This window comes from Roseovarius autotrophicus (assembly GCF_018069895.1).
GTDB classification, from domain to species: Bacteria; Pseudomonadota; Alphaproteobacteria; order Rhodobacterales; family Rhodobacteraceae; genus Roseovarius; species Roseovarius autotrophicus.
The window spans coordinates 241280-264781 of the sequence record NZ_JAGQDH010000003.1 but is presented as its reverse complement, the minus strand read 5'-3'; the positions used below and the strand labels follow the sequence as shown (position 1 = coordinate 264781).

27 protein-coding genes and 1 riboswitch are annotated in these 23502 nt (G+C 65.7%); of the genes, 11 read left to right on the top strand and 16 right to left on the bottom strand.

Annotation, left to right across the window (positions count from 1 at the left end; all coding sequences use genetic code 11):
• Positions 1-11: 11 nt before the first annotated feature.
• The 9 genes from rplQ to pyk all read right to left on the bottom strand — a co-directional run bounded on the left by rplQ (position 12) and on the right by pyk (position 7007).
• Positions 12-431, bottom strand: coding sequence for a 50S ribosomal protein L17 (gene rplQ, locus KAK09_RS05920; protein WP_210877997.1), 420 nt, complete (start codon positions 429-431; stop codon positions 12-14).
• A 95-nt stretch (positions 432-526) separates the two neighbouring features.
• On the bottom strand, positions 527-1543 hold the full coding sequence (locus tag KAK09_RS05915) for a DNA-directed RNA polymerase subunit alpha (RefSeq protein WP_210877996.1): 1017 nt from the start codon (positions 1541-1543) through the stop codon (positions 527-529).
• 112 nt (positions 1544-1655) lie between these two features.
• On the bottom strand, positions 1656-2045 hold the full coding sequence (rpsK, locus tag KAK09_RS05910) for a 30S ribosomal protein S11 (RefSeq protein ID WP_210877995.1): 390 nt from the start codon (positions 2043-2045) through the stop codon (positions 1656-1658).
• A 15-nt stretch (positions 2046-2060) separates the two neighbouring features.
• A complete protein-coding gene (rpsM, locus tag KAK09_RS05905) occupies positions 2061-2429 on the bottom strand; it encodes a 30S ribosomal protein S13 (RefSeq protein ID WP_210877994.1) in 369 nt (122 codons plus the stop codon).
• 194 nt (positions 2430-2623) lie between these two features.
• Positions 2624-3202, bottom strand: coding sequence for an adenylate kinase (locus tag KAK09_RS05900; protein ID WP_210877993.1), 579 nt, complete (start codon positions 3200-3202; stop codon positions 2624-2626).
• Positions 3199-4563, bottom strand: a complete 1365-nt coding sequence (secY, locus tag KAK09_RS05895; RefSeq protein WP_210877992.1) for a preprotein translocase subunit SecY — start codon at positions 4561-4563, stop codon at positions 3199-3201. The genes KAK09_RS05900 and secY overlap by 4 nt, the downstream gene beginning before the upstream one ends.
• A gap of 110 nt (positions 4564-4673) precedes the next feature.
• Complete coding sequence (gene rplO / locus KAK09_RS05890) at positions 4674-5147, bottom strand: 50S ribosomal protein L15 (protein WP_210877991.1); 474 nt, start codon at positions 5145-5147, stop codon at positions 4674-4676.
• A gap of 151 nt (positions 5148-5298) precedes the next feature.
• Positions 5299-5523 (bottom strand): hypothetical protein, encoded by a 225-nt coding sequence (locus tag KAK09_RS05885; protein WP_210877990.1) that lies wholly within the window; start codon positions 5521-5523, stop codon positions 5299-5301.
• Positions 5524-5561: 38 nt separating this feature from the next.
• Complete coding sequence (pyk, locus tag KAK09_RS05880) at positions 5562-7007, bottom strand: pyruvate kinase (protein WP_210877989.1); 1446 nt, start codon at positions 7005-7007, stop codon at positions 5562-5564.
• Between the two features lie 125 nt (positions 7008-7132).
• Here pyk and KAK09_RS05875 point away from each other — a divergent pair, with 125 nt between their 5' ends.
• From KAK09_RS05875 to KAK09_RS05860, 4 genes are all read left to right on the top strand, one after another.
• Positions 7133-7864, top strand: a complete 732-nt coding sequence (locus KAK09_RS05875) for an N-formylglutamate amidohydrolase (RefSeq protein ID WP_210877988.1) — start codon at positions 7133-7135, stop codon at positions 7862-7864.
• Between the two features lie 56 nt (positions 7865-7920).
• Complete coding sequence (locus KAK09_RS05870) at positions 7921-8235, top strand: DUF1244 domain-containing protein (RefSeq protein WP_210877987.1); 315 nt, start codon at positions 7921-7923, stop codon at positions 8233-8235.
• A gap of 18 nt (positions 8236-8253) precedes the next feature.
• The gene (locus KAK09_RS05865; RefSeq protein ID WP_210877986.1) at positions 8254-8934 is read left to right on the top strand and encodes a glutathione S-transferase family protein; all 681 of its coding nucleotides are present in this window, start codon (positions 8254-8256) and stop codon (positions 8932-8934) included.
• A 98-nt stretch (positions 8935-9032) separates the two neighbouring features.
• Complete coding sequence (locus tag KAK09_RS05860; RefSeq protein ID WP_210877985.1) at positions 9033-10406, top strand: L-serine ammonia-lyase; 1374 nt, start codon at positions 9033-9035, stop codon at positions 10404-10406.
• 6 nt (positions 10407-10412) lie between these two features.
• On the opposite strand, the gene KAK09_RS05855 is transcribed toward KAK09_RS05860, so the two are convergent.
• Both KAK09_RS05855 and KAK09_RS05850 read right to left on the bottom strand, forming a co-directional pair.
• Positions 10413-10793, bottom strand: a complete 381-nt coding sequence (locus tag KAK09_RS05855) for a hypothetical protein (protein ID WP_210877984.1) — start codon at positions 10791-10793, stop codon at positions 10413-10415.
• Positions 10794-10871: 78 nt separating this feature from the next.
• Entirely contained in the window at positions 10872-12131 is a 1260-nt protein-coding gene (locus tag KAK09_RS05850; protein ID WP_210877983.1) for a DUF4147 domain-containing protein, read from the bottom strand.
• Between the two features lie 121 nt (positions 12132-12252).
• Positions 12253-12454, top strand: a riboswitch (cobalamin riboswitch).
• Positions 12455-12529: 75 nt separating this feature from the next.
• Between KAK09_RS05850 and KAK09_RS05845 the strand changes: the two genes are divergently transcribed.
• Positions 12530-12796, top strand: a complete 267-nt coding sequence (locus KAK09_RS05845) for a hypothetical protein (protein ID WP_210877982.1) — start codon at positions 12530-12532, stop codon at positions 12794-12796.
• 221 nt (positions 12797-13017) lie between these two features.
• Here the strand turns inward: KAK09_RS05845 and KAK09_RS05840 are convergent, their stop codons facing one another.
• On the bottom strand, positions 13018-13242 hold the full coding sequence (locus KAK09_RS05840) for a DUF1127 domain-containing protein (RefSeq protein WP_210877981.1): 225 nt from the start codon (positions 13240-13242) through the stop codon (positions 13018-13020).
• A gap of 298 nt (positions 13243-13540) precedes the next feature.
• Between KAK09_RS05840 and KAK09_RS05835 the strand changes: the two genes are divergently transcribed.
• Entirely contained in the window at positions 13541-14041 is a 501-nt protein-coding gene (locus tag KAK09_RS05835) for a L,D-transpeptidase family protein (RefSeq protein WP_210877980.1), read from the top strand.
• Here the strand turns inward: KAK09_RS05835 and KAK09_RS05830 are convergent.
• Positions 14038-14691, bottom strand: a complete 654-nt coding sequence (locus KAK09_RS05830; RefSeq protein ID WP_210877979.1) for a YggS family pyridoxal phosphate-dependent enzyme — start codon at positions 14689-14691, stop codon at positions 14038-14040. The two genes, KAK09_RS05835 and KAK09_RS05830, sit on opposite strands and share 4 nt — an antisense overlap.
• Positions 14692-14823: 132 nt before the next feature.
• Between KAK09_RS05830 and KAK09_RS05825 the strand changes: the two genes are divergently transcribed.
• Positions 14824-15303 carry a DUF3576 domain-containing protein gene (locus tag KAK09_RS05825; protein ID WP_210877978.1) on the top strand — a complete coding sequence of 160 codons (480 nt, stop codon included), beginning with the start codon at positions 14824-14826 and terminating at the stop codon, positions 15301-15303.
• A 6-nt stretch (positions 15304-15309) separates the two neighbouring features.
• Here KAK09_RS05825 and KAK09_RS05820 read toward each other — a convergent pair whose 3' ends face one another.
• Positions 15310-16548, bottom strand: a complete 1239-nt coding sequence (locus tag KAK09_RS05820; RefSeq protein ID WP_210877977.1) for a glycosyltransferase — start codon at positions 16546-16548, stop codon at positions 15310-15312.
• Between the two features lie 146 nt (positions 16549-16694).
• Here KAK09_RS05820 and leuS point away from each other — a divergent pair, with 146 nt between their 5' ends.
• Genes leuS through holA form a run of 3 tightly spaced genes read left to right on the top strand, consistent with a single transcriptional unit; the run spans position 16695 to position 20846 of the window.
• The gene (gene leuS, locus KAK09_RS05815; protein WP_210877976.1) at positions 16695-19343 is read left to right on the top strand and encodes a leucine--tRNA ligase; all 2649 of its coding nucleotides are present in this window, start codon (positions 16695-16697) and stop codon (positions 19341-19343) included.
• The gene (gene lptE, locus KAK09_RS05810; RefSeq protein ID WP_210877975.1) at positions 19330-19821 is read left to right on the top strand and encodes an LPS assembly lipoprotein LptE; all 492 of its coding nucleotides are present in this window, start codon (positions 19330-19332) and stop codon (positions 19819-19821) included. The genes leuS and lptE overlap by 14 nt, the downstream gene beginning before the upstream one ends.
• Positions 19818-20846: a DNA polymerase III subunit delta gene (gene holA, locus KAK09_RS05805; RefSeq protein WP_210877974.1), complete on the top strand. Its 1029-nt coding sequence runs from the start codon at positions 19818-19820 to the stop codon at positions 20844-20846. Before lptE ends, holA begins: the two co-directional genes overlap by 4 nt.
• A gap of 222 nt (positions 20847-21068) precedes the next feature.
• On the opposite strand, the gene rsmD is transcribed toward holA, so the two are convergent.
• Entirely contained in the window at positions 21069-21626 is a 558-nt protein-coding gene (gene rsmD, locus KAK09_RS05800; protein ID WP_210877973.1) for a 16S rRNA (guanine(966)-N(2))-methyltransferase RsmD, read from the bottom strand.
• Positions 21623-22825 (bottom strand): NAD(P)/FAD-dependent oxidoreductase, encoded by a 1203-nt coding sequence (locus KAK09_RS05795; protein ID WP_210877972.1) that lies wholly within the window; start codon positions 22823-22825, stop codon positions 21623-21625. Before KAK09_RS05795 ends, rsmD begins: the two co-directional genes overlap by 4 nt.
• A gap of 90 nt (positions 22826-22915) precedes the next feature.
• On the opposite strand from KAK09_RS05795, the gene KAK09_RS05790 reads away from it, so the two are divergent.
• On the top strand, positions 22916-23404 hold the full coding sequence (locus KAK09_RS05790; protein ID WP_210877971.1) for a peroxiredoxin: 489 nt from the start codon (positions 22916-22918) through the stop codon (positions 23402-23404).
• Positions 23405-23502 lie beyond the last annotated feature (98 nt).

Here is a 23502-nt window from a genome sequence, read left to right as displayed (position 1 = left end):
GTGTTCCGTCTTCAGTCCTCGGCGGTCTCTTCGGCCTCAAGGCGCGCGCGGTCCTCGGCGCCCTTGGCGCTCGGGTCGCGGTCAACGAACTCGATGATCGCCATGGGTGCCATGTCGCCATAGCGGAACCCCGCCTTGAGCACGCGCACATAGCCGCCCTGACGTTCGGCATAACGGGGCCCGAGAACCTCGAAGAGCTTGGCCACATGCTTGTCCTGCTTGAGCTGCGCCGCCGCCTGACGGCGGGCGTGCAGGTCGCCGCGCTTGCCGAGGGTGACGAGCTTTTCCACCACGCGGCGCAATTCCTTGGCCTTGGGCAGGGTGGTCTTGATCTGCTCATGTTCAATGAGCGAGCCGGCCATGTTCGCCCACATCGCCTTGCGGTGCTCGTGGGTGCGGTTAAGGCGGCGGTATCCTCTGGCGTGACGCATTTTCTATCTCCTTAGCGTTTTGCTTTGTCCGGGGGGCTGATGCGTGTCAGCCCCCTCTCCTTGGGGCGGAAGTGCCCGGGGTGGTAGAGGACGCCCTAAAAGGCGTCCTCGAATTTCTTGGCGAGATCCTCGATATCGTCGGGCGGCCAGTCCTCGACATCCATGCCGAGATGCAGGCCCATGCCCGAGAGCACTTCCTTGATCTCGTTAAGCGACTTGCGGCCGAAGTTCGGCGTGCGCAGCATCTCTGCCTCGGTTTTCTGGATGAGATCGCCGATATAGACGATATTGTCGTTCTTGAGGCAGTTGGCGGACCGGACCGACAGTTCCAACTCGTCCACCTTTTTGAGAAGAAGCGGGTTGAACTCAAGCCCATCCTCGTCATCCTGACGGAGCGAGGATTCCGGTTCGTCGAAGTTCACGAAGATGCCAAGCTGATCCTGAAGGATACGCGCGGCATAGGCCACCGCGTCCTCGGGCGTGAGCGAGCCGTCGGTCTCGACCTTCATGGTCAGCTTGTCGTAATCAAGCACCTGCCCCTCGCGGGTGGGCTGCACGTCATAGCTCACGCGCGTGACCGGCGAATAGATCGCGTCGATCGGGATGAGCCCGATGGGGGCGTCCTCGGGCTTGTTCTTGTCGGCCGCGACATAGCCCTTTCCGGTGCTGACCGTCAGTTCCACATAAAGATCCGCGCCCTCGTCGAGGTGACAGATGATGTGGTCGCGGTTCAGGATCTCGATGCCTGCGCTGTCCGAGATATCGCCCGCGGTAACGGCGCCCGGCCCCTTGGCATTGATCGAGAGACGCTTTGGCCCTTCGACCTCCATGCGGATCGCTACACCCTTGAGGTTGAGCACGATGTCGGTGACATCCTCGCGAACGCCCGCCACCGAGGAGAACTCGTGCAGCACGTTGTCGATCTGCACTGCGGTGATGGCCGCGCCCTGAAGCGACGACAGCAGGACACGCCGCAGCGCGTTGCCAAGCGTCAAGCCAAAGCCGCGTTCAAGCGGCTCGGCCACGACCACCGCCTGACGCAGCGGATCGTTGCCCGGCTTGATCACGAGCTGCGCCGGCTTGATCAGGTCTGACCAGTTCTTGTGGATCATGCGTCCCTCCATTCCAGTCGCCGCCCCATGTCCGAAAGCCGGCGACGCCCGAGGATTTCAAATGACGTAAAGGACCGCGCGATCTGCGCGGCCCTGTTGGCAATCGCTCGGGTCAGACCCGGCGGCGTTTCGGCGGACGGCAGCCGTTATGGGCAATCGGCGTCACATCGCGGATCGAGGTGATGTTGAACCCGACAGCAGCCAGCGCGCGCAGCGCCGATTCGCGGCCCGATCCGGGGCCCTGAACCTCGACCTCGAGGGTCTTCATTCCGTGCTCCTGCGCCTTGCGGCCCGCGTCTTCGGCAGCCAGCTGCGCGGCGTAAGGCGTCGACTTGCGCGAGCCCTTGAAGCCCATCGTGCCGGCAGAGGACCACGCAATCGCGTTGCCCTGAACGTCCGAGATCAGGATCTTGGTGTTGTTGAAGGAAGAGTTCACATGCGCCACCCCGGTGGCGATGTTCTTGGAAACCTTCTTTTTCGTGCGGCGGGTATCGCGTGCCATGTTTCCAGCCCTCCCTTATTTCTTCTTGCCGGCGATGGGTTTCGCCGGGCCCTTGCGGGTGCGGGCGTTCGTATGCGTGCGCTGACCGCGAACCGGCAGGTTGCGGCGGTGACGCAGACCACGGTAGCAGCCGAGATCCATCAGGCGCTTGATGTTCATCTGCGTCTCGCGGCGCAGGTCGCCCTCGACGCTGTAATTGGCGTCGATATGCTCGCGCAGCGCCAGTGCTTCGGCATCCGAAAGCTCGTTGACGCGCCGGGAGGGGTCGATATTCACCGCCTCGCAGATGGCCTTGGCCGAAGTGTGGCCAATTCCGGTGATGTAGGTGAGGGCGATCGGGACCCGTTTGCTGGTCGGGATGTTAACGCCGGCGATACGTGCCAAGTGTCTTTTCCTTTTCGTTGCGGTTCCGTGATTCCAGAACCTTTTTTCACAACGTAAGCCCGAGGCTTGCGCTTCGGGCCGCGGCTGATCTCAGGTGATCGACTCGATGAGGGGGGCGACCCCGCAGGGAATCAACAACAGATTAGATGGTGCGTGTTAGGGATATTCAGCAGGAGCGTCAAGCCCCTCGCCTCTCATTTGTCAAGCACTGCAGCGATCGCCGCCTTCACCTCGTCGATCGCGCCCAGCCCGTCGAGCGAGGCCAACTGCCCCTTGGCATGGTAATAGCCGATGAGCGGCGCGGTCTTCTTGTAATATTCTATCAGGCGGTGGCGCACGGCCTCCTCGTTGTCATCGGCCCGGACGGGCTGACCGGCGGCGGCGGCCTCCTCGGCGCGCCCCACGATGCGCCGGATCAGCGTTTCATCGTCGACCTGCAACTCGATCACCGCATCCAGCGTCTCGCCCAGTTCTTCCAGAAGATCGGCCAGGGCATCGGCCTGGGCAAGCGTGCGCGGGAAACCGTCGAAGATGAATCCGCCCGCCTTGTCGCCCTGCAACCTTTCACGGATGAGACCGATCACGATCTCGTCGCTAACAAGATCACCGCGCGCCATCACATCGGCAACGACGCGCCCCATCTCAGAGCCGCTGTCCTTTGCCGCACGCAGCATGTCGCCGGTGGAAAGCTGGATCATGCCGCGCGTCTCGACCAGAGTCTGCGCCTGCGTGCCTTTGCCCGCGCCGGGCGGGCCAAGAAGAATGAGGTTCATCGCCGCGTCGGTCCCTTGCGCTTGCCACGTTTGCGACCCTTGCCGCTCAACTGCGATCGTTCGATCAGCCCCTCGTATTGATGGGCAAGAAGGTGGCTTTGCACCTGCTGGATCGTATCCATCGTCACCGAGACCACGATCAGGACAGACGTGCCACCAAAGTAGAACGGGATGGCGAACTGGTTGCGCAGCACCTCGGGCAGAAGACAGACCGCCGTGAGATAGACAGAGCCAAGAACCAGGATCCGGTTGAGCACATATTCCAGGAATTCCTCGGTGCGCTTGCCGGGGCGGATGCCGGGGACAAAGCCGTTCTGGTTCTTCAGGTTTTCGGCCACCTCATCGGGTTTGAACGAGACGTTGAACGTGTAGAAATAGGTGAAAAACACGATCATGACCGAAAAGAACAGCAGGTAAAGCGGCTGTCCGGGTCCGAAATAGGCCATGATGGTGGACATGACCGGATTGGTGGAATTACCCGAGAATGTGCCGATGGTCGCAGGCAGAAGCAGCAGCGAGGAGGCAAAGATCGCCGGGATCACGCCCGCCGGATTGACCTTGACCGGCAGGTGCGACGAGCCGCCGTCATAGACCTTCATCCCCACTTGCCGACGCGGATACTGGATGTGGATCTTGCGCAGGCTGCGCTCCATGAACACCACGAAGGCGATAACGGCCACCACCATCACCATCACCCCGATGATCACCGCCGGGCTGATCGCGCCCGACCGCCCCGAGGCGAAGAACTGCGCCAGTGCCGCGGGAACCTCTGCGATGATGCCGACAAAGATGATGAGCGAGATGCCGTTGCCGACGCCGCGCGCGGTGATCTGCTCACCCAGCCACATCAGGAACATGGTGCCGCCCACGAGTGTGATCATGCACGACGCGATGAAGAACAGACCCGGATTGGTCACCATGTCGCCCGATTGCAGGCTCACGGCGAGACCATAGCTTTGCAGCGTGGCAAGGCCCACGGTGCCATAGCGGGTATACTGGTTGATCTTCTTGCGGCCCTGCTCGCCCTCTTTCTTCAACTGCTGAAGCGAGGGCACCATGGCCGACAGAAGCTGCACGATGATCGAGGCCGAGATATAGGGCATGATCCCGAGGGCAAAAATGCCCATCCGGCCAAGCGCGCCGCCTGTGAACATGCTGAGCATGCCACCGATGGTGGCCTGTGCGCCCTCCATGAACTCGCGCAGCGCCGCACCGTCGATCCCCGGCACGGGAATGAACGTGCCAAGGCGGTAGACGATCAGCAGCCCGAGCGTGAACAGGATGCGTTTGCGGAGATCGGTCGCCTTGCCAAGCGCGGACCAGCTTGTATTGGCCGCCATTTGCTCTGCTGCAGATACCATGCGAGGGTCTCTTTCATGTGCGAACGCCGCCAAAGCCGGTTTCCAGCTCGGGCGGCGTCATCGGAAAACCTGAGGCCTATGTAAGCGGGCGCTGGACCGCTCACAACCTCTTATTCGGCGGCCGGAGCCGTCGTGACCGAAAGCGAACCGCCGGCCTTGGCCACCGCGTCGATGGCGGATCTGGACGCGCCGGTCACAGCGATGTCGAGCTTGCCCGTGATCTCGCCCTTGGCGAGAACGCGGATTCCGTCAAGCTTGCGCCGCACGAGGCCCGAGGCCACGAGCACGTCCTCGGTGATGGGCTGGCCCGCGTCAATCTTGCCCGCATCGACAAATTTCTGGATCAGGCCGAGGTTGACCACCGCATAGGCCTTGCGGTTGGGCTTGGTAAATCCGCGCTTGGGCAGACGCTGATAAAGCGGCATCTGGCCGCCCTCATAGCCCTTGATGGCCACGCCCGAACGGGATTTCTGGCCCTTGATACCACGGCCACCGGTCTTGCCGACGCCCGAACCGGGGCCACGGCCGATACGCTTTCTGGATTTCGTCGCGCCGGGATTGTCGCGAAGTTCATGAAGTTTCATTGTCGCTTCTCCTTGCCGGATACGGCCCCCAGCGACGGGAGTGGCCGACCACGGCGTGATTGTGGATGACTCGGGCCCTTCAGGCCACCGCTGGCGTATAGACGCCACGCGCCCGTGAATCAACCCGTGAATCAAGACGCCCGGACAGCCCTCAAGGCAGGAAACGGGCGACCGCCTCGACGATGAGGGCGGGCACTTCGATTGGCGCGTAGCCGCCGGGCTTGACCGAGATCGCCCAGATCACAAGCCCCGCCGCCGTCACCAGCACCAGCGCACCGACGCGCGGCGGCCGTCCCTCGGACATGGCCGACACCAGCGACGGCACCGACAGGACCCCCAGCACCGCTCCGATGGCCATGGCCAGATCCGGGTCCATCCTCCTCCTCAAGGCAGCCGCGACAGTGTGTCTGTATCTCAGCCCGGATCGGTGGCGTAAATCAAGCTTTCCTTGCAGGGGGCAACGCGCAGGATGTTGGTGGTGCCGGGGACGTTGAAGGGCACGCCCGCAGTCACCACGATCTGATCGTCCTCGGTCGCATAGCCCTGTGCGCGAGCGGCGCGGGCGGCATTGATCACGGCCATCTTGAAGCGGGTGAGTTCCGGCGTCATCACGCAATTCACCCCCCATGTCAGCGCCAGCCGCCGCGCCGTGGCGCGCAGGCTCGTCAGTCCGATAATCGGCACCTGCGGACGTTCGCGCGCCGTCAGGAGGGCGGTGGTGCCCGATTCGGTATAACAGCAGATGGCCTTGATATCCGTGGTCTCGGCGATCTCGCGCGCGGCCACGACGATGCCGTCGGCAACGCTCTGGCGGTTGACCTTGCGGCTGGCCTCGATCACCTCGCGATAGGTGGGGTCGCTTTCCACCTCACGCGCCACGTTGTCCATGGTCCGCACCGCTTCGACCGGGTATTGGCCTGCCGCCGATTCAGCCGACAGCATGATCGCGTCCGAGCCCTCGTAGATCGCCGTGGCCACGTCCGAAACCTCGGCGCGGGTGGGCATCGGGCTTTCGATCATTGATTCGAGCATCTGCGTCGCCACGATCACGGGCTTGGCCGCCGCGCGGCACTTGCGCACCAGCCGCTTCTGGATGGGCGGCACGTTCTGGACAGGCAGTTCCACGCCCAGATCGCCGCGCGCCACCATGATCCCGTCAGAGACCGCAAGAATGTCGTCAAAGCACTTCACCGCCGCCGGTTTCTCGATCTTCGACATGATCGCGGCGCGCCCCCGCACCAGCACGCGGGCCTCGTTCACATCCTCGGGGCGCTGCACGAAACTGAGGGCGAGCCAGTCCACGCCCAGTTCACAGACGAATTCGAGATCGGCGCGGTCCTTCTCTGAAAGCGCCGCCAGCGGCAGCACCACATCGGGCACGTTGACACCCTTGCGGTTGGAAATCGTGCCGCCCACCGTCACCTCGCACTCGGCGAAATCGGGGCCGCAGTCCTTGACCTTGAGGCGGATCTTGCCGTCATTCACCAGAAGCTGCACCCCCGGTTCAAGAGCGGCGAATATCTCGGGATGGGGCAGGCAGACACGGGTGGAATCGCCGTCGGTCTCGTCGAGATCAAGCCGGAAGTCCGCGCCCTCGATCAGTTCTTCCTCGCCGTGCGCAAAGGTGCCCACCCGCAACTTGGGCCCCTGAAGATCAGCGAGAATGGCGATGGGGCTGTCAAGCTCCTCCTCGATCCGGCGTATGATGGCATGGCGCGCGGCGATCTCGTCGTGGCTGCCATGGCTCATGTTGAGGCGAAACACATCCGCCCCCGCCTCGTGCAGCGCGCGGATGGTGTCGTAATCCGACGAGGCCGGGCCAAGCGTGGCCACGATCTTGACTTTGCGGTGACGTCTCATCTGCTCTCCTTCGTGGTCGTCATGGCCTTGTTATCGCTAACACGGTTTCATTTCGGCTTATGACCCAATTCCCTTTTCCCGGCAACTGTCCTAGACGAGTCCGGCAAAAGAAGCCAACCCGGATCATGTATCACCCTTATGACATCACGGGCGCCGCGCGCCCCTCCCGCTGGCTTGTGACCTGCGATCACGCCGCCAATACCGTGCCCGATTTCGTCAATGGCGGCACGCTCGGCATCGCGCCTGAGGACATGGCGCGCCATATTGCCTATGATGTGGGCGCGGCGGGGCTGGCGCAGGCACTGGCACGGGCGCTCGATGCGCCGCTCATAGCCACGAACTTCTCCCGCCTCGTGATCGACCCGAACCGGGGCGAAGATGACCCGACGCTGGTGATGAAGCTCTATGACGGCACGGTGATCCCCGCCAACCGCCATGTGACCGACGACGATTTCGCGCGCCGCCTCAACCGGCTCTACCGCCCCTATCACAACGCGCTGGCCGATCTCGCGGCGCGGCGCACCGATACCGCGATTCTCTCGATCCACAGCTTTACCCCGCAACTGCGCGGCCGCCCCCCGCGCCCGTGGCATATCGGCCTGCTCCATGCCGCCGACAAGCGGCTGGCGCGCCCGCTGCTGGCGCGGCTCCGCTCCGAGCCAGATCTCTGCGTGGGCGACAACGAGCCTTATGGCGGCCACCTGCCCGGCGACAGCATCGCCCGGCATGCCATCGCGCTTGAGCGGCCCAATATCCTGATCGAACTGCGCAACGACCTGATCACCACGCCGTCGCAACAACAGGCCTGGGCCGCGCGCCTCACGCCGATGTTGCGCGACGTTCTCACCCATGTCTGACCCCTTGCACCCCGCACCATGCGCCTGCATCTATGGGGAAACCGGAGGAGAGAGCCATGGACGACCAGACCCGTATCGAACTTGAGGCCGCCGCCTTTCGCACACTGCGCCATCACCTGATGGAAAAGCGCACCGATGTGCAGAACATAGACCTGATGAACCTCGCGGGGTTCTGCCGCAACTGCCTGAGCCGCTGGTATCAGGAGGCCGCTCACGAGCGGGGCCTCGAGATGAGCAAGGACGAGGCGCGAGAAGCCTATTACGGCATGCCCTATGCCGAGTGGAAGTCACGCTATCAGACCGACGCCGACGCCGAGAAACAGGCCGCGTTCGAGGCCGCCTTTGCCGCCAATGTCGGGGAAAAGACCTGATCGGGCGCGCCGCGCACCATGACCTACCGGCTGCATTACGCCCCTGACAACGCCTCGCTGGTGATCCGGCTTGCGCTGGAAGCGATCGGCGAACCCTATGAGACGGCGCTGGTGGACCGCGCCGCGCGGGCGCAAAAATCCCTCGCCTATCTGTCGCTCAACCCGGCGGGCCTCATTCCCGCGCTCGAAACCCCCGATGGGGTGCTCTTCGAGACCGGCGCCATTCTCCTGTGGCTCGCCGACCGCCACAGGCAAGGCGCCCCCGCGCCCAAGGCCGCCGACCGGGGCGATTTTCTCAAGTGGCTGTTCTACCTGTCCAATACCGCGCATCCCACGCTGCGCATGAGCTTTTACCCCGAGCAGTATCTGGCCGGGGGCGGCGATTCGTTGCGCAGGTCGGCGCAGGCGCGCTTTGGCGAATGCCTCGACATTCTGGAAACCCGCGCCGCGCTCTGGTTCAGGGCCGATCGCCCCTCGCTGCTCGACCCCTATCTTGCCTGCCTGATGCGCTGGCGCGCGCTCTATCCCGCCCGCGCCGGGGTCACGTTCGCACCACACCGCTGGCCACGCCTGTTCGCCATGCTCGGGCGGCTCGAGAACAGCCCCGCCACCCGCGCCGCCATCACAGCCGAGGGGCTGGGCGCGCACCCGTTCACAGCGCCTGACTATCCCGATCCACCCGAGGGCTGCGCGCTCTGATCATGCACATGTCAACGCGCAGCCCTTGAAGCGTCGCTTTCGGACAAGTAGCTCTGACAGGGTGCGGCGATAAGCGGCGCACGCAACGGGGGCGCGCCATGTTTCTTTCGGTTTTCGAGATGTTCAAGGTGGGGATCGGCCCATCGTCGTCGCACACGATGGGGCCTATGGTCGCCGCCGCGCGCTTTCTTGACCGGATGCGCGCCGAGCCGTTTCACTACGCCGGCTTGCGCGGCTCGCTCCATGGCTCGCTCGCCTTCACCGGGGTGGGCCATGCCAGCGACCGCGCCACGATCCTCGGCCTCGCGGGTTTTGTGCCCGAAACCTATGACCACAACCGCGCCGAGGCCACGCTGGAGACGATCCGCGAAAGCCACACGATCACGCCGCCGGGCCTGCCCACGCTCACATTCAGCCCGAAAGAGGATCTGATCTTCGATTTCGGCCCCAACCTGCCCGGCCATGCCAATGGCATGATCCTCATGGCCACCGACGCGCAGGGCGACGTGATCCTGCAAGAGACCTATTATTCCATCGGTGGCGGCTTCGTGATGACCGAGGCAGAACTGGTCGCCGGCAAGGCGAGCGACGCGGGGCCACCGGTGCCCTATCCGTTCCAATCCGCCAACGAGATGCTCGACATGGCCGAACGCTCCGGGAAAACGATCGCCGAGATGAAGCGCGCCAACGAGATTTCGCGGCGAGGGCATGACGGCTTGCGCACCGGCGTGGCGCGTATCTGGCAGGTGATGAACGACTGTATAGAGCGCGGGCTTTCCACCGATGGCACGCTGCCTGGCGGGCTTGGCGTCAAGCGCCGCGCCAAGGGCATCCGCGACGCACTTCTCGCCGAGCGCGGCACCAACCTCAGTGCGCCGCACAAGATCAACGACTGGATGAGCGCCTATGCCATGGCCGTGAACGAAGAGAACGCGGCCGGCGGACAGGTCGTCACCGCCCCCACCAATGGCGCGGCGGGCGTGGTGCCAGCGGTCATCCGCTACTGGCTCGACCATGTGCCCGGCGCGCATGCGGGTCGGGTCGAGGAGTTCCTGCTGACCGCCGCCGCCATCGGCGGGCTGGTCAAGTTCAACGCCTCGATCTCCGGGGCCGAGGCGGGCTGTCAGGCAGAGGTGGGCAGTGCCTCGGCCATGGCCGCCGCCGGGCTCTGTGCCGTGATGGGCGGCACGGCCCAGCAGATCGAGAACGCCGCCGAAATCGCGCTCGAGCATCACCTCGGCATGACCTGCGACCCGGTGCGCGGCCTCGTTCAGGTGCCCTGCATCGAGCGCAACGGGCTGGGCGCGATCAAGGCCGTGTCCGCCGCCTCGCTCGCGCTTCGTGGCGACGGCACCCATTTCGTGCCGCTTGATGCCTGCATCGAGACCATGCGCCAGACCGGTGCCGACATGAGCGCGAAATACAAGGAAACTTCGCTTGGCGGCCTTGCCGTCAACGTGCCGAATTGCTGATCGGCATCACTTGATCTGTCGTCCCGACTGCACCCGAAACGGCTCCATCCGGTCGCCATTGACCCAGGCCAGACTGCCCGCATCGGTGCGTACAAGCGCGTAGGGCGTCCAGCCCGTGCTACGCCACCAGCTCTCATAGTCGTTGGTCTGCGGATTGGTGCGCCAGCGCCCCTCGTCGGGCTTGCCGCCATCAGGAACATAAACCGTCGTCCCATCGGTGGCGAAATACTGGCGATAGGCCGTGCCGGACCAGGTGCCGACAATGGTGTTGCCGGAGAGAAGCGCCTCGATCTCGCTGGCACTCAGCCTGACATTGGCCGCCCCCGCAGGCAGCGACGCCAGCAGCAGCAGGGCAGCGAGAAGGCCGAAAAATGACCGTCGGTGCATGGGCAAACTCCGTAGATAACGATTTATTATCGCAAACTTCGGGGGGTGATGCGACTCGATTCCCGTCGCGACGCGGCGTCAGGCGGGCGCAACAAGGATGGCGCGGAAATCATTGACATTGGTCAGCGTGGGGCCGGTCACCACCTGCCCGCCAATCGCGCCAAAGAATCCGTGCGCGTCATTGCGCGCCAGCGCCGCCGCAGGATCGACGCCCGCAGCCCGCGCCTCTGCCAGAGTCTCGGGCCCGATCAGTGCCCCCGCCACCTCTGCCGCGCCATCAACCCCGTCGGTATCGCAGGCAATCGCATGAATGCCCGACGCCCCCCCAAGCGCCAGCGCCAGCGCCAGCGCATATTCCGCATTCGGCCCGCCCACGCCGTCGCCGCGCCGCGTCACCGTCAACTCGCCCCCCGACACAAGCAGCACCGGTGCATCCCCGCGCACCAGCCCCCGCTGCGCCGCCAGCGCGCGCGCGGCATGATCGCGCGCCACCTCTCGCGCCTCGCCCTCCAGATCGTCACCCAGAACCTCCACCCGCAGCCCCTCGGCCCGCGCCATCTCCGCCGCCGCCGCCAGCGATTGCGACGGGGCCGCGTAAATCACGTTCTCGACCCGCCCCAGACGCGGATCCTCTGGCGCAACCACTTCCGTCGGCCCGTTCAGAACGGCCTCGGCCGAAGGCGGCAGGGCGATGCCATACCGTGCCACGATCGCGCGCGCGTCCTCGGGCGTGCTCGCCTCGCCCACCGTGGGGCCAGAGCCGATCATCCCCGGATCATCCCCCGGCACATCCGAAATCAGCAGCGCCAGCATCCGCGCGGGCCAGGCGGCGGCGGCCATCTGCCCGCCCTTGACCCGGCTCAGATGTTTGCGCAGCACGTTCATCTGCCCAATGGGGGCGCCCGACGCCAAGAGCGCCGCGTTCACCGCCTGCTTTTCCCCCAGCGTCATTGCCCCCGCAGGCTGCACCAACAGCGCCGAGGCCCCCCCCGAGATCAGCGCCAGCACCATGTCGCCCGCGCCAAGCCCCTCGACCAGCCGCAGCATCCGCGCGGTGGCCGCCATTCCCGCCGCATCGGGCACCGGATGCGCCGCCTCGACAATCTCGATGCCCGCACAAGGACGACCGTAGCCATAGCGCGTGATCACCAGCCCCTCGCAGGGGCCCCAGACCGCCTCCACTGCCTCAGCCATGCGCGCGCTCGCCTTGCCCGCGCCGATCACCACCACCCGGCCCTCGGGGCGCGGCGGCAGATGCGCGGCGAGGCTCTGCATCGGGTCGGCCACCGCCACGGCACGCGCGAAAAGCGCGCGCAAAAGGGTCTCGGGATCGGTCACGAACGGGCTCCTTCAACGGGTCGCGCCACGCTACCCCGCACACGGCCCGACCAAAAGAGGGCACGCGCCGCTTTCCGCGCCGCGCTGCCGCATTTGCGCTTGCCGGAATCCGGTGGGCTGCTACGCTCGGGCTTGTCAGGGTGCCGCCCCTCGGGGCGGAGAATTGGGAAGCCGGTGAAACACCGGCGCTGCCCCCGCAACGGTAAGGGAGGGCGATCCGGCACGATGCCACTGGGACCAAGGGTCTCGGGAAGGCGCCGGAACGCACGGGCCAGCAGGCCCACCCCCCAAGCCCGGAAACCAGCCTTGGCATTGTCGCAATCGCGGGGGGCGATGCGGGCGCGCGCGCCCTGCCCCCTCGCCCCATCCGGTCCGGGGTGCGACCGGGGAGAACCACCATGATCCTGACCCGAATCATCGGCGCGCTCGAGGAAAGCCCGGCCATGGGCGCACAGGCGCAAGCCCTCGCCCGGCTGGGATTTCTGGAATGGGTATTTGCCGCCCCCGGCCCCGTCACCACCGACACGGCGCGCGAGGCGCTCGCCAGCCAGGCGGCCCAGGGCGCGCAAAGCGCGGCCGCCCGCGCCTTTGTCGATTTCCTGAACGCCGCCGCCCTGCCCTGCCCCACACCGATGCGGCGCGGGCGTGCACGCTGGCTCAACTGACGGGAAACCCCCGAAAACAGAAAAGCGGCGACCCCAGGGAGGAGGAGGGGGGTCGCCGCTTCCTGACACGTCCGGCCCAGGGAGGAGGAGAGGGCCATTCGCGATCTCTCGGGATCATGCGATCCCGGTCTTTCGGTCACGGACTCCAGGGAGGAGGAGAGGAAGCCCGAGACCGTTACGGCCGCACCAGGGAGGAGGAGAGGCGCGACCGATTCCTTCGCTTACGACCTGTGGCCGTAAACCGTTTCGTATGCGACTCGCCGGATCTCGCTGCGATGCAGGCCAAGATCGGCCAGATCGTGCGTGCTGAGATCTGACAACTCGCGGATCGTGCGACGATAGGCGCGGTGATCCGCGAGACGCTGCATTGCGGCATTGACGGCCCGGCGCAGCTCTTCGCCGACCGAGGCGGCGGCGCTGTCGCGCGTGACGATCGACTGTGCCATTTTCGTATCCTTGCGATTCTGTTCGTTCCGGGCAGCAAGTTCTGTCTGCCGTCCTTCGTTGAACCAAAGATAGTCGGTTTCTGCATCTGCACAATACCCGACACAAACAATTCTGCCATGCAGAAATTGCATAGGCGGAAATTGACTTAAGGTTAACCTTTTGAACGCTTTTCAGGCACATCATGCTGCCGAATCCGGCAGAGTGCAATATTTGTGCGCTCGCAGCGATAGCGCAATCAAAAACATGTTCGCCCCCGAAATCTCTGGACCGACACATGAGAGATGCTACGACAGGCTCATGACACCGAACGATCTGGTTCTCACCCCGCTTGGATTGCGCTTTCAGGGACGGCGTTACCCCTGCACCATCGGGCACGGCGGCATCAGCACGCGCAAGCATGAGGGCGACGGCGCGACGCCTTCGGGACATCATCGTATCGTGGGGATGCTCTATCGCCCCGACCGCATGACGCGCCCCGCCGATTGGGCGCGGCCCATCCGCCCCGGCGATCTGTGGTCCGACGATCCCACCCATGAGGCGTATAACCTCATGGTCCGCGCCCCCTACCCGCACAGCCACGAGGCGCTTCGCCGCGCCGATCCGCTCTATGATCTGGTGATCGTCACCGACTGGAACTGGCCCTACCCGGTGCGCGGGCGCGGCTCGTGCATCTTCATCCACCAGTGGCGGCGGCCCGGCTATCCCACCGCAGGCTGCGTCGCCCTCGACCCCCGCCACCTGCGCACCATCGCCGCCCGCCTCACCTTCGGCGCGCGGCTGATCGTGCGGGGTCGTTAATCGTAATCGCGCGCGCCGAAGATCGCCGACCCCACCCGCACATGCGTCGCCCCCTGCGCGATGGCGCGCTCGAAATCGTCGCTCATGCCCATGGACAGGCCGCTCAGCCCGTTGCGCGCCGCCAGTTTCGCCAGAAGCGCGAAATGCAGGCTCGGTTCCTCGTCCACCGGCGGGATGCACATGAGGCCCACGACCGGCAGATCGAGCGCACGACATTCGGCCACCAAGGCATCGGTCTCGCCCGGTGCGACCCCGGCCTTTTGCGCCTCCTCGCCGGTGTTCACCTGAATGAACAGCTCAGGACAGCGCCCCAATTCCTGCGCCAGCCGCGCCAGCACCTGCGCAAGCTTTGGCCGATCAACCGAATGAATGGCGTCGAACATCTCTACCGCCTGCCGCGCCTTGTTGGTCTGCAACGGCCCGATGAGATGCAGCGATACCCCCTCGAACCGCGCCTGAAACGGCGGCCAGCGCCCCGCCGCCTCCTGCACCCGGTTCTCGCCAAAAACGCGGTGCCCTTGCTGCAGGACCGCCTCGACGCGCGCCTCGGGCTGCACCTTCGAGACGGCGATCAGTGTCACACTGCCCGGCGCACGCCCGGCGGCCACCTCTGCCTGCCTGATCCGCGCGGTGATGTCGTTCAGCCCCACCTTGTGCCTCCCTCGCCCTGATCCTGTCGCCTGACTGCCACGCGCAGCGGGGCGCGTGCAAGGCCCCGCGCATCGGGCTTGCCCCTCAAGCACGGCTTGGATAGTAGGGTGGAAACAATACCGGACGGTGCCATGACCCATTCGCGTCTCAAAATGCTCGGCCTGACCATGGCTTGCCTCGCGGTTCTCGCAGGGTGCAGCGGGTTCAAGAACACCCGGCTCGACCCCGAAGCCATGCGGGTCAAGGGTGGACGCGAAGCGCGCGCCAATCCCGCTGACGGGTCGCTACTCGACGCGTTCCGGGGCGGGCGCGAAACCGTCAAGGTCAACCGGTTTCTGTGGACCGCCTCTCTTGAAGTGCTCAATTTCCTGCCGATCGAGGCCGCCGATCCGTTTACCGGCGTGATCTCCACGGGCTTCGGCGTGCCGCCGGGCGGCGGCCAGGCCTATCGCGCGACCGTGCTCATCAGCGATCCGGCGCTTGACGCGCGTTCGCTCAAGGTCGCGCTCCAGACGCAGCGCGGCCCGGTCGATGCCGCCACCACCCGCGCCGTCGAAGACGCCATCCTCAACCGCGCGCGCCAGTTGCGCATTCAGGCGGGCCGGTTCTGATCCGCCCTACCGCGCGGCGATATCCGTGACCCATTTGACCTGACGCGGCAGGCAGATGCCGCGCAGGTCATAGCGTTGCTGAATAAGCCGCCGCGCGGCCTGACCGAGCGCGCGGCGTGCCTCCGCGGCCTCAAGCAGCGCGCAGACCTCCGCCACCAGAGCCTCGGCATCGAAGAAATCCACCAGTCGCCCGGTCTTGTCCTGCGTGATCACCTCTCGCACGGGCGCGGTATCGCTGGCGACAATCGCCGCCTCGCAGGCCATCGCCTCCAACAGCGACCAACTCAGCACGAAAGGGTAGCTGAGATAGACATGCACGCGGCTTACCTGCAAAAGCCGCAGGAACCGATCATAGGGGATGCGGCCCAGAAAATGCACCCTTTCCCAGTCGGGCGTGGCGATGCGCCCGCGCACCTCGTCGATAAAGATCTGCTTCCAGGTCTGCCCCTTGGGCGGGCGCGCGCCATAGCTCACCTCGTCGCCGCCCACGATCAGCACGCGCGCGTGGGGCCGCTCGCGCAGGAGGCGCGGCAGCGCGCGCATGAAGATGTGATAGCCCCGGTAGGGCTCGAGGTTGCGATTGACGAAGGTGATGACCTCATCGGCGCGGGTGAGGGTGCCCGCCCCCTCCACCTCCAGCCGCACATCCGGCGCGGGGCAGGCGCTCAGCGTGTCGATGCCGTCATGGCTTACGGTGATGCGGTCGCGGAACGGTTCGGGGAAGGTATCGGCCTGAAACCGCGTCGGGCTGATCCCGGCATGGGCCTCGGCAAAATGCAGATGGTTGTTGATATTGCGCATGCGGATGCGCAGCGGTTCGACCTCGGGCTCGTGGCTCGGGAATTCGCGGTCGAACCCCAGATGCGGCCAGTCGGCAAGGTGGTAAAGCTCGCAATAAAGCCCAAGCCGCGCCTCAGGCCAGACATCGCGCAGAAACAGCGATTCGCCCCAGCCGGGATGGGCAAGGATGAGATCGGGCGCATAACCGCGCTCCTTCAGCGCCATTGCCGCGCGCCAGCACGCCTCGCCGCGCGTGAGCTTGCTGTCAAGGTCCACCAGCCACGGATGCAGCGCCTGCGCGTCCCGCCTGGGCAGGGCATAGGGGACCACCCGCACGCCCTGCCATGTGCTCGCCTCCTTCACCCGCAGCGTAAGCGCCACGCAATGATGCCCCTGCCGCACCAGCAACGGGGCCAGATGCTTGTATTGCCCCGGAAAATTCTGGTGGATAAAGAGGATTTTCATGCACTCGCCCGCCTGCGCCCCTCGCGGTTATAAATCCGCACCCCCGGCCCGCAAAGCCCCGGATTCTGCGCCCGCCCTCTGGACCCAGCCGGGTGAAGCGCCTATCACCCCTGCCAACACCACGAAAAGCAAGAAAGGCACGGCCAATGTCGCGCTATTCCCCCGCCGAGATCGAAGCGAAATGGCAGGCTGCCTGGGACGCAGCCGGCATTTTCCGCGCCGCCCGCGATGACGCGAAGCCCAAGTATTACGTGCTGGAAATGTTCCCCTACCCCTCGGGGCGCATCCATATGGGCCATGTGCGCAACTACACGATGGGCGATGTGGTCGCGCGCCACAGGATCGCCACAGGCCATAACGTGCTGCACCCGATGGGCTGGGACGCCTTCGGGATGCCCGCCGAAAACGCCGCCATGGCAAGCGGAGGCCACCCCAAGGACTGGACCTACGACAATATCGCCACCATGCGCGCGCAGATGAAGCCGCTCGGCCTCTCGATCGACTGGAGCCGCGAGTTTGCCACCTGCGACCCCGAATATTACGGCCAGCAACAGGCGCTGTTCCTCGATTTTCTCGAGAAGGGGCTGGTTTACCGCAAGAACGCGGTGGTGAACTGGGATCCGGTGGACATGACCGTGCTCGCCAACGAGCAGGTGATCGACGGCAAGGGCTGGCGCTCGGGCGCAGAGGTCGAGCGGCGCGAACTGACGCAATGGTTCTTCCGCATCTCGGATTTCGCGGGCGAGTTGCTTGACGCGCTCGACGGCCTCGACAACTGGCCCGCCAAGGTGCGCACTATGCAGGAGAACTGGATCGGCAAATCGCGCGGGCTGCAATTCGCGTTCTCGCTCATCGACGGGCCAGAGGGGTATGACCGGATCGAGGTCTATACCACCCGGCCCGACACCATGCTGGGCGCGTCGTTTCTGGGTATTTCCCCCGATCACCCGCTGGCGAAATCACTGGAGCGCGAGCGCGCGGATGTGGCGGCGTTCTGCGCCGAGGCGCGGCGCGGCGGCACCACCGAAGAAGCCATCGAGAAGGCCGAGAAACTTGGCTTCGACACCGGATTGCGCGTGCGTCACCCGTTTGACAACACCTGTGAATTGCCGGTCTGGATCGCCAATTTCATTCTGATGGATTATGGCACCGGCGCGATCTACGGCGTGCCTGCCCATGACCAGCGCGACCACGATTTCGCGGTCAAGTACGGCCTGCCGATCATCGACACGTTCCAGCCGCGCGACGGCGCGCATGACGTTTCCCAAAGCCCCTTCATCCCGCCCAAGTCAGAGGCGGTGCGCTACACCCGCCCGCTGGCGGGCGACGAGATTCAGACCGGGGCGCAGGCCATCGACGCCGCCATCGCGCTGTGCGAAGAGAATGGCGTGGGCCAGGGCGTGACCAGGTTCCGCCTGCGCGACTGGGGCCTGTCGCGGCAACGCTACTGGGGCTGCCCGATTCCGGTGGTGCATTGCGATGCCTGTGGCGTGGTGCCGGAGAAAAAGGAAAACCTGCCGGTCCGCCTGCCCGACGATGTGAGCTTTGACGCCCCCGGCAACCCGCTTGACCGCCACCCGACATGGGCCGCGTGCCCCTGCCCGCGCTGCGGCGCGCCCGCCCGGCGCGAGACCGACACGATGGACACCTTCGTCGATTCAAGCTGGTATTACGCCCGCTTCACCGCGCCCGATGCCCCGACGCCCACCGACATGGCCGAGGCCAACTACTGGATGAACGTGGACCAGTATATCGGCGGCATCGAGCACGCGATCCTGCACCTGCTCTATTCCCGCTTCTTCGCCCGGGCGATGCAGATTTGCGGCCACCTGCCCGCCCGCGCGATCGAGCCGTTCGATGCACTGTTTACGCAAGGGATGGTGACGCATGAGATCTACCAGACCCGCGATGCGGCGGGCCGCCCGGTCTATCATCTGCCGGAAGAAGTAGTGGAATTTGTTGGAAAAGACGGCAAGAAAAGGGCTAGCTTGAAAAGCGAACTAGGCTCTGGTGATGACGTGCTGCTTGCTCAGCGGCTGGCTCAGGCGCATATGGAGGGCAAACTCGCGGAGCACGACCTGATCGAAGTGATCCCCTCCGCCAAGATGTCAAAATCCAAGAAGAACGTCGTCGATCCCTCCACCATCATAAGCCAATACGGCGCCGATACCGCGCGCTGGTTCGTCCTGTCGGACAGCCCGCCCGAGCGCGACGTGGAATGGACCGCCTCTGGCGCCGAGGCCGCGCATCGCCACCTTTCGCGCGTCTGGCGTCTGGCGTCAGAAGTGGGCAGCGCCCCCGAGACGGCCACGCCAGAGGCCGATGAGGCATTGTTGCGCGAGATGCACAAGACCATCGACGAGGTGTCCAGAGGCGTCGAATCCTTCGGCTTCAACGCCGCCATCGCGCGGCTCTATGCCTTTACCAACACGCTGATGAAATCGCAGGCGGGCCATGCGGCGAAACGCGAGGCCGTCCGCACCCTGGCGCAGCTCATGTCGCCCATGACCCCGCACCTGTCGGAGGATATCTGGGCCATGCTGGGCGGCGAGGGCCTTGTAGCCACGGCGCCCTGGCCCCAGGCCGATCCGGCACTGCTGATCGACGACACGGTGACGCTGCCCATCCAGATCAACGGCAAGCGGCGCGCGGAAATCACCGTGCCACGCGAGATGGGCAAATCCGAGGTTGAAAAGACGGCACTTGCCCATGATGCTGTGCAAAGGGCGCTTGAAGGGGCCGCGCCGAAAAAGATCATCGTTGTCCCCGGACGGATCGTGAATGTCGTCATCTGACCGCCGCCTGTTCCTGCTCTCGGGCCTCGCCGCGTTGGCGGGGTGCGGCTTTTCGCCGGTCTATGCGCCGGGCGGTGGCGGTGCGGCGCTGACGGGGCGCATCGAGATCGCGGACCCCGACACGCGCGCGGGCTTTCTGCTGACGCAAGAGCTTGAGGGTCGCCTCGGTCGTGCTGCGGGCGCGCGTTACCTGCTCACCCCCGCGATCTCGCTGCGCAAGCAGGGCGTATCCATCGACCGCAGCAACATCACGCTGCGTGTCAACCTTCTGGGGCGTGTCGATTACACCCTGCGCGACCGGCAGACCGACGAGATCGTGACCAGGGGAACGGTCGATAATTTCTCCGGCTATTCCACCTTCGACACACCCGTGGCCACCCAGGCCGCCGAGCGCGATGCCGAGGCGCGGCTGATGTCCATGCTGGCCGATCAGCTTCTGACCCGGCTCGCCGCTTCGGTGCGCGATCTGCCGCAATGAAGCTCTCGGCCCGCGATGCCCCGCGCTATTTCGCCCGGCCCGATCCGGGGCGCGCGGGCCTTCTGATCTACGGTTCGGACGCGATGCGCGTGGCGCTCAGGCGGCAGGAGGTCATCGCCGCCCTGCTTGGCCCCGGCGCGGAGGAGGAAATGCGCCTGACGCGCCTGCCTGCCGCCGATCTGCGCCGCGATCCGGCGCTTCTTCTCGATGCGGTCAAGGCGCAGGGCTTTTTCCCCGGCCCGCGCGTGGCCTTTGCCGAGGACGCGACCGAGGCTTTGGCCGAGCCGATCCTTGCCGCCTTGGCCGACTGGCAGACGGGCGACGCGCAGATCGTCGTAACCGCCGGTCAACTCAAGGCCACGTCCAGATTGCGCAAGGCGTTCGAGAGCCATCCAAACGCCTATGCCATCGGCATCTATGACGAACCGCCCTCGCGCGAGGAAATCGAGGCGGTGCTGGCCCGCGCCGGACTGCACGACATTCCGGGGCCTGTCATGGGCGATATCGTGGTGCTGTCGCGGGCGCTCGATCCGGGCGATTTCCGCCAGACAATCGAGAAACTCGCACTCTACAAGACGGGTGATCCCGCGCCGCTTTCGGCCGACGACATCACGGCCTGCGCACCCGCCTCGACCGAGGCCGATCTTGACGAGGTGCTTGCCATCGTGGCCGAGGGGCGCTCGGGCGGAATCGCGCCGGTGCTGCGGCGGCTGAAGGCGCAGGGCGTGCAGCCGGTGGGCCTGTGCATCGGGGCCGCGCGCCATTTTCGCGCGCTTTATACCGCCGCCGCCGATCCCGGCGGCGCGTCCCAGGGCATCAATCGCCTGCGCCCACCGGTCTTTGGCCCCCGCCGCGACCAGATGCTGCGCCAGGCCCAGGGCTGGGGCGCGGCGCGGCTTGAACAGGCGCTGACGATCCTGACCGAGACCGACCTTCATCTGCGCTCCGCCGCGCAACGCGCCCCCGAGATGGCGCTGGTAGAACGCGCGCTGATCCGTCTCGCGATGCTCGCGCGGTCGCGCTAGCGTTCGCCCCCTGACGCAATATACCTGGTGCAAAGCGGCTGCAAAGTGTCCGTTGATGACCCGCATGGACATTCCCAATTGAGGGATGAGCCGCGCGGGTGGCAGGAGGCCAGCGTCAGCGCAAGGCCATTCAACGCCCCTGGCATTCCAGATTCCGCCAACATGGCGCGCCTGCTCAATACCGGGTAACTTATGTCAGGTGGCGAACACTAGCGCCGCCCGCTACCCCGCCTCCAGGAACCGGATCACCGTCGCGCCATAGCGCCGTTCCTCGATCAGCCGCAGCCCCTCTTGGGGCGTGATGACGGCGCTTTCCTCCCAGACGATCAGCGCGCCCGGCGCGATCCAGCCGCCCGCCAGCGCCGCCGTCAGCGCGGCCTCGCCCAGCCCCTTGCCATAGGGCGGATCGAGAAACACCAGATCGTGCGGCGCCTGCGCATTGGTCCCCGGCCGGCGCGCATCCGCCGCGATCACCCGCGCGCGATCCTCGGCGCGGCAAAGCGCGATATTCTGCCGCAAAAGCGCCAGCGCCTTGCGCCCGTTTTCGACGAAGGTGGCGGCCTGCGCACCGCGCGACAGCGCCTCCAACCCGAGCGCGCCGGTACCCGCGAACAGATCAAGCACCCGCGCGCCCGTCACCGGGTCGCCATAACCACCCGCCAGCACATTGAAAAGCGCCTCGCGCACCCGGTCCGAGGTCGGGCGCAGATGCGCCGCCGCATCGCCCTTACCGACACTGGCCAGAGCCCGCCCGCGATATGCGCCGCCGATAATTCTCACGCGAGCAGCACCCTGAGATCCACGCCCGGATCGGCCACAAGGGACGGATCGGCGCTCTGCCCCGCCTCGATCAGCCGCTTGCCCACCATATAGGCGCGCGGATCGTTCATCGCATCGACCGCCCGCAGCATCGTCCCCTCGTAATACCAGACCGAAAACGCGCCCTCCGCCGCGCGCGTCACCACCCGGTCAAAGCCCGCATTCAGCCCTGCGATCTGCAATTTCACATCGTATTGATCCGACCAGAACCACGGGCGCGGCACATACGGCACGGCGCGCCCCATGATATTGCCCGCCACGCAGTCGGCCATGTCGATGGCATTGGGCACGCTTTCCAGCCGCAGCCGCCCGCCCTTATAGGGGAAAGAGGCGCAATCCCCCGCCGCCCAGATCACCGGGTCCGAGGTGCGGCCAAGCTCGTCAACCGCGATGCCATTCTCAATGACCAGCCCCGCCGCCTCGGCCAGCCCCGTCGCGGGCGCGATCCCGATGCCGACGATCACCATATCCACACCGATTTCGCTGCCATCCGAAAGCCGCGCGCCCCGCACCCGGCCTTCGCCCGACAGCCGCTCCAGCCCGACGCCCTCACGGATATCCACGCCATGCCGCCCATGCAGCGCGCGGAAATAATCAGAGGTCTCGCGCGCGGCCACCCGCTTCAGGATACGGTCGGCCATCTCGATCAGCACCACATCCATACCGCGCGCCGCCGCCACCGCCGCCGCCTCCAGCCCGATATAGCCGCCGCCCACGATCAGCACCTTTGCCCCGGCGACAAACCCCGGCGCCATCGCATCCACATCCGCCAGCGTGCGCACCACATGCACGCCCGCCAGATCGCCGCCAATCGCGGGCGGCAGGCGGCGCGGCACAGACCCGGTGGCCAGCACAAGATGTGCATAGCCAAGCCGCTCCGCGCCGATCACCACCTCCCTTGCGCCCCGGTCGATGCCGGTCACGCGCGCGCCCGTGCGCAGATCAATCCCCGCCTCGGCATAATAGCTCTCGGGCCGCAGATAGAGCCGCTCCAGCGCCATGTCGCCCAGCAGGTATTTCTTCGACAGCGGCGGGCGTTGGTAGGGCGGCACCGGCTCCTCGCCGATCAGCGTGATCGCGCCGTCATGGCCTTCGCCCCGCAGCTTCGCCACCAGCGTGGCCCCCGCCTGCCCGGCCCCGATCACCACCACTCCCGCCATCGCGCGCCCTCTCGTTTTGCCGTGGCCCCTTGCCTAACACCGGCCTATGGTTACATCCAACCGCAAACCGACAGGAGAAAGGAAACGACCATGACCATTTCCACTGGCGACAAACTGCCCGAGGCGACGCTTTTGCGTCTCGGCGCGAACGGCCCCGAAGAGGTCAGCGTGACGAGCCTCACCAAGGGCCGCAAGGTGGTGATCTTCGCCGTGCCCGGCGCCTATACGCCCACCTGCTCCTCGGCCCATGTGCCAAGCTTCATCCGCACCAAGGCTGAATACGACAAGAAGGGCGTGGACGAGATCATCTGCATCTCCGTCAACGACCCATTCGTGATGAAGGCATGGGGCGAGGCGACCGGCGCCACGCAGGCCGGAATCACCATGCTCGCCGACCCGCAAAGCGCCTTTACCAAGGCGGTCGGCATGACTTTCGACGCGCCGCCCGCAGGCCTTATGGCGCGCTCGAAACGCTATGCCATAGCGGTCGAGGATGGCACCGTCTCCGTGCTCCATGTCGAGGCAAGCCCCGGCACCTGCGAGGCGACAGCGGGCGAATCGCTGCTGGCAGAGATCTGAACGGCAAGAGCGGGTGCGAGGGGCCAGCCCCTCGCGCTCCCCGGAGTATTTTCCGAACGATGAAAGCGCGCCCGCCTCGCTTCATCGTTCTTCGAATA